Raw genomic sequence first — 4,892 nt, forward strand, 5'->3', positions numbered from 1 at the left:
CGCGACCGCGCGGCGGGACTATCTCACTGATCAGGAGGGCCAGCCGTGAACGCCTTCGCTCTCACCGAAGACCAGATCGCCATCCGCGACATGGCGCAGGAATTCGCCGGCGATACGCTGGCGCCGCATGCCGCGCGCTGGGACGAGGAGAAGCATTTCCCTGTTGAGGAGATGCGCGCCGCTGCCGCGCTGGGAATGGGAGGCATCTACATCCAGGAGGACGTCGGCGGCTCCGGCCTCACGCGGCTCGATGCCGCGCTGATCTTCGAGGCGCTCTCCACCGGCTGCCCGACGGTCGCGGCCTATATCTCGATCCACAACATGTGCGCCTGGATGATCGACCGCTACGGTTCGGAGGAACAGCGCAAGCGCCTCCTGCCGAAGCTCTGCACCATGGAGCATCTCGCCAGCTACTGCCTGACCGAGCCCGGCGCCGGCTCCGATGCCGCGGCGCTGAAGACCAAGGCTGTACTGGACGGCGACCATTACGTCCTCGACGGGCAGAAGCAGTTCATCTCCGGCGCCGGCGTCGCCGACGTCTATGTCGTGATGGCGCGTACCGGCGAGCCAGGGCCCGCCGGTATCTCGACCATCGTGGTCGAGAAGGACGCGCCCGGTCTCTCCTTCGGCGCCAACGAGAAGAAGATGGGCTGGAACGCCCAGCCGACGCGCGCCGTGATCTTCGAGAACTGCCGCGTGCCGGTCGCCAACCGGCTCGGACCGGAGGGCATCGGCTTCAAGATTGCCATGGCCGGCCTCGACGGAGGGCGGCTCAATATCGGCGCCTGTTCGATCGGCGGCGCGCAGGGGGCGCTCGACAAGGCGCTCGCCTATGCGAAGGAACGCAAGGCCTTCGGCTCGGCCATCGCCGACTTCCAGGCATTGCAGTTCAAGCTCGCCGACATGGCGACCGAACTGGAAGCGGCCCGCACCTTCCTGTGGCGCGCCGCCGCGGCGCTTGACGCAAAGACACCGGACGCGACCAAGCTCTGCGCCATGGCCAAGCGTGTCGCCACCGATATCGGCTTCGAGGTCGCGAACCAGGCGCTCCAGATCCATGGCGGCTACGGCTATCTCGCCGATTACGGCATCGAGAAGATCGTCCGCGACCTGCGCGTCCACCAGATCCTCGAAGGCACCAACGAGGTGATGCGGATGATCGTGGCACGCGGACTCGTGGGGCGTTCGAAGGGCAATTGACGTCCAGGGCGTCATCCCGACGCCGAACGGCGATCCGGGATCGCGGCACGGGAAGGCGCCTCTTTCTGAAGACGGTCCCGGGCCTGCTCTGCGGGCGGCCCCGGGATGACAACAAGAACGACGAGAGGATACGACCATGAGCAACATCGCCTTCATCGGCCTCGGCAATATGGGTGGGCCGATGGCCGGCAACCTCGTCAAGGCGGGGCACAGCGTCAAAGCCTTCGATCTGGTGCAGGCGTCGAAGGATGCCGCCGCGGAGATGGGTGTCGGCATCGCCGGCTCCGCGAAGGAGGCCGTGGCCGACGCAGAAATCGTGGTGACGATGCTGCCTGCCGGCAAGCATGTGCTCTCCGTCTGGGCCGACATCCTGCCGGCGGTGAAGCCCGGCACGCTGCTGATCGATTCCTCGACGATCGACGTCGAAAGCGCGCGCAAGGCGCATGCGCTGGCTGCCGAACGTGGCTGCCTCTCGCTCGACGCTCCCGTCTCGGGCGGCACCGGCGGCGCCAAGGCTGCGACGCTGACCTTCATGGTCGGCGGGGCGGAGGACGCGTTCGACAAGGGCGAGCCGATCCTGGCCAAGGTGGGCCGCAAGATCGTGCATTGCGGCGGCGCCGGAAACGGGCAGGCCGCGAAGATCTGCAACAACATGATCCTGGGCATCTCGATGATCGGCGTCTCCGAGGCCTTCGTACTGGCAGAGAAGCTCGGCCTCGCGCATCAGGCGCTGTTCGACGTGGCCTCGACCTCTTCGGGCCAATGCTGGTCGCTGACGACCTATTGCCCCGTGCCGGGCCCGGTGCCGACCTCGCCCGCCAACAACGAATACAAGCCGGGCTTCGCCTCGGCGCTGATGCTGAAGGACCTGAAGCTCGCGCAGGAAGCCGCACAGGCGGCCGGCGCATCGACTCCGCTCGGCGCCGCGGCCGCGCAGCTTTTCGGGCTTCACAACGCCTGGGGCGAAGGCGACACGGATTTCTCCGGCATCATCCATCTCCTGCGCGGACGCGGGCAGGCGTGAGACGCGCTTGCGCGGCGGGCGTCGGCGGGTCTAGACCCAGATCATGAACGACGCTCCGCTCCGCCGCGAACGCTCCGCCCTCACCGGGTTCGCGATCAACCGGCTCGACCGGCGCGAGGACCTGCGCAGCAAGCCTGACGCGGTGACGGCGCTGCGCCACCGCTCCGACACCCGGATCGTTGCGGTGGCCGGCGAGACACCGGTCCTGAAGCGGCTCGACGGAGAGGCGTTCTCGGTCTGGTTCAGCCATGGCGAGACCGAGATGCTCGGCCCGGCAGCAGAGGAGATCTTCCTCGGCATGGCCGAGGACGGCGGGCCACGCTTCGCCCGCCTGCTCGACAAGGCGCTGGTCGAGCCGCTGAAGGAGCGGCCGGAACTCTTCCTGACCGATCTGCGCTCCGTCGCGCTGAAGCGTGTCGTGCCTGAGCACGAGGTCGGACCGCTCGGCGAGGCGAAGGCGGTTCTGGACTGGCATGCCCGCCATCGCTTCTGCGCGCAGTGCGGAGGGGCGACCGTCGCGGGCGCCTCCGGCTGGCGGCGCGAATGCACCGCCTGTGGGGCAATGCATTTCCCCCGCACCGACCCGGTCGTGATCATGCTGGTGACGCGCGGCGAGAATTGCCTGCTGGCGCGGCAGGCCCGCTTCGCGCACGGCATGTATTCCTGCATCGCCGGCTTCGTCGAGCCCGGGGAGACGATCGAGGACGCGGTGCGCCGCGAGAGCTGGGAGGAAGCCGGCCTGCGGGTCGGCGCCGTGCGCTATCTCGCTTCCCAGCCCTGGCCCTTCCCCTCCTCGATCATGATCGGCTGCATCGCCGAGGCGCTGGGAGACGAGATCACCCTCGACATGACCGAGCTCGAGGCCGGACGCTGGTTTTCGCGTGAGGAAGTGCTGCAGATGCTCGGCGGCACCCATCCGGACGGCCTCGCCTGCCCGCAGCACATCGCCATCGCCAATACGCTGGTACGGGCCTGGGCGATCGAAGGCGAGCGGATCTGACCAGCAGCACCTCCACGTGACGACCATGCCTTTGCGGAGCCTTTCATGACGGACCCGGTCAACGCCTTCGTAGCCGGGCCCCGCGCCCGCATTGCCGGCACGCCCGGCGGGCCGCTGTCGGGGCTGACCTTCGCCGTCAAGGACCTGTTCGACGTCGCCGGGCTGCCGACAGGCGGCGGCAATCACGACTGGGCACGGGCGAACCCGATTCCGGAACGCAATGCCTGGGCCGTGCAGACGCTGCTGGATGCCGGAGCCGATTTCGTCGGCAAGACCATCACCGACGAAGTCTCGCTCGGCATTCTCGGCGAAAACGCCTTCGATGGCACGCCGACCAACAGCGCAGCGCCCGAGCGCGTGCCCGGGGGCTCCTCCTCGGGTTCGGCTGCGGCCGTCGCCGCCGGGCTGTGCGACACGGCGCTCGGCACCGATACCGGCGGCTCGATGCGCGTGCCGTCGAGCTTCTGCGGAATCTATGGCATCAGGCCGACGCATGGCCGGCTCGACCTGACCGGGCTGATGCCGCAGGCGCCAAGCTCGGACACCGCAGGCTGGTTCGCGCGCGATGCCGCGACCTTCGCCAAGGTAGGCGCCGCCCTGCTTGGCACCTTGCCGGGCGTGCTGCCGATGCGGCTCCTGATCGCCGTCGATGCCTTCTCCTTCGCCGACCCGGCGGTGGCCGAGGCCCTGCAGCCGATGGTCCGCCGGCTCGAGCAGGTCGTAGGGCCCGCGCGCGAGGAAATCATGGCGCCGCAGGGGCTCTCGGTCTGGGCCCGCGCGCAGCGCAGCCTGCAGCCGGTCGAGGCCTGGCAGACCTTCAGGCCCTGGATCGAAAAGCACAACCCGCGCATGGCCTTCAGCGTCGCGGCCGGGCTGATCGCCGGCTCGCAGGTATCGCAGAGCGACCGCAACTGGGCGGCGCTGATGCGCGAGGAGGCGCGGGCAAGACTGCGCCATCTGCTCCCGCCCGGCACCATCCTCTGCCTGCCGACGACGCCGTTCCCGGCGCCGTTGCGCGGCCTGTCGATGCCGGAGCTGCAGCCGATGCGCGACCGCATCACCTGCCTCTGTGCCCAGGGCGGGCTCACGGGCTCGCCGCAGGTCAGCATTCCCGGCGCGACGGTGGATGGCTCGCCGGTCGGCCTCTCGATCATCGGCGGGCGCGGCACCGATGCCAGCCTGATCGCCGTCGCCCAAGCCATGGAGGCCCTCGCGTGACCGACCTGACCCCGAACCTGCCCGACATCGTCACCGAGATCAGCGCCCTGTTCGAGGCTTACGAGCAGGCGCTGATCGACAAGAATGTCGAGGTACTCGACGCCTCATTCTGGAACAGCCCGCATACCATCCGCTACGCGCTGGGCGAGAACGGTTACGGCTTCGACGAGATCCATGGCCACCGCGTCGCCCGCCCGCCCGGACCGGGCATCAAGGAGAAGCGGATCCGGCTGGAGATCCTGACGCTCGGCCGCGATCTCGCGACCGTGAATCTAGAGTTCAAGGTGCGTGGACGCGAGATCATCGGCCGCCAGAGCCAAACCTGGGTTCGCTTCCCCGATCTGGGCTGGAAGGTCGTCTCGGCCCATGTCTCGACGATGGAAGGTCCGCGCCCCTGGTGAGGGCGCGTCCTCACATCGCGGGGACGAGCCAGAGCGTGTGTGCCCGGCC

At 68.7% G+C, this 4,892-nt stretch carries 5 protein-coding genes; all 5 read left to right on the forward strand.

Annotated features, from left to right (window positions below; all coding sequences use genetic code 11):
• Positions 1-45: 45 nt before the first annotated feature.
• Positions 46-1,200, forward strand: a complete 1,155-nt coding sequence (locus tag ACIPIA_RS10275; RefSeq protein WP_400509154.1) for an isobutyryl-CoA dehydrogenase — start codon at positions 46-48, stop codon at positions 1,198-1,200.
• Between the two features lie 136 nt (positions 1,201-1,336).
• Positions 1,337-2,224, forward strand: a complete 888-nt coding sequence (gene mmsB / locus ACIPIA_RS10280) for a 3-hydroxyisobutyrate dehydrogenase (protein ID WP_400509156.1) — start codon at positions 1,337-1,339, stop codon at positions 2,222-2,224.
• Between the two features lie 43 nt (positions 2,225-2,267).
• Positions 2,268-3,224: an NAD(+) diphosphatase gene (nudC, locus tag ACIPIA_RS10285; RefSeq protein WP_400509158.1), complete on the forward strand. Its 957-nt coding sequence runs from the start codon at positions 2,268-2,270 to the stop codon at positions 3,222-3,224.
• Between the two features lie 45 nt (positions 3,225-3,269).
• Positions 3,270-4,442 (forward strand): amidase, encoded by a 1,173-nt coding sequence (locus tag ACIPIA_RS10290; protein WP_400509160.1) that lies wholly within the window; start codon positions 3,270-3,272, stop codon positions 4,440-4,442.
• A complete protein-coding gene (hpxZ, locus tag ACIPIA_RS10295) occupies positions 4,439-4,843 on the forward strand; it encodes an oxalurate catabolism protein HpxZ (RefSeq protein WP_400509162.1) in 405 nt (134 codons plus the stop codon). The genes ACIPIA_RS10290 and hpxZ overlap by 4 nt, the downstream gene beginning before the upstream one ends.
• The last annotated feature ends 49 nt before the right edge of the window (positions 4,844-4,892 follow it).

The organism is Allobosea sp. CER48 (assembly GCF_044752385.1).
Classification (GTDB): Bacteria; Pseudomonadota; Alphaproteobacteria; order Rhizobiales; family Beijerinckiaceae; genus Allobosea.